1 protein-coding gene is annotated in these 782 nt (G+C 73.7%); it reads left to right on the top strand.

The window, feature by feature from the left end; translation table 11 throughout:
• Positions 1 to 131 precede the first annotated feature (131 nt).
• Positions 132 to 782, top strand: a 651-nt coding sequence (gene mptB, locus B2284_RS05515; protein ID WP_286697281.1) for a polyprenol phosphomannose-dependent alpha 1,6 mannosyltransferase MptB, incomplete at its 3' end; no start/stop codon positions are given.

Below are 782 nucleotides of genomic sequence, written 5' to 3'. Positions count from 1 at the left end.
TTGGTCAGTTTCGGACGGGTTGGGGTGTCGGGATCTGACCGGTGGGCGGGTGGGGAGTCGCCGTCAGGGGTTCGCCGGGACGTCATACGGAGTTCAGCCCGGGACCGGGCGCCCTGCCTAGCGTCGCAAGGGTGATCACCCGAGGCGTCGTCGGCGCGCTCCTGGTCCTCGTCGGAGGCTTCGTCATCACGCCGCTCCCGGCGTCGGTCGGCGCGACGCTCGCCGCGCCTCTGGCCGGGTGGGGCGAGACGATGCCGGGTCACGGCCTCGGGCTCTCGATGGCCGTCCTCGGGCTGGCGCTCCTGTCGTGGGCGTGGATCTCGCTGCTGCACACCTGCGCTCGTGGCCACCGCGGCACCGGCGCCCTGGACCTCGTGCGCCGCGCCACCTGGTCCTGGACGCTGTCGCTGCTGGCGGCACAGCCGCTGTTCAGCCGGGACGGGTTCAGCTATGTCGCTCAGGGCGAGCTGACGAGGCGGCTGCTGTCGCCATACGGCTATGCCCCGGTGACCCTCGCCGGACCCTGGAGCGAGCGCGTGGACCCCCGGTGGATGGACACGCTCACGCCCTACGGCCCCGTGCCGCTCGTGTGGGGCGCGATGGCGACGACGCTGACGCGGGACCCCTGGGTGGCCATCGTCCTCGAACGCTGCGCCGCCCTGCTCGGGCTGGCCCTGCTGCTGTGGGCCCTGCCCCAACTCGCCCGCTGGTGCCGTCGCGACGCGGCCACGGTCACGGCGCTCGTGACAGCCAGCCCGCTGGTGGTCGCGCACGGCGTCGGC

The organism is Dermacoccus sp. UBA1591 (assembly GCF_002322065.1).
Lineage (GTDB): Bacteria > Actinomycetota > Actinomycetes > Actinomycetales > Dermatophilaceae > Dermacoccus > Dermacoccus nishinomiyaensis.
Note: the sequence above shows the minus strand (reverse complement) of the source record. Positions and strands in the feature narration are given on the sequence as shown.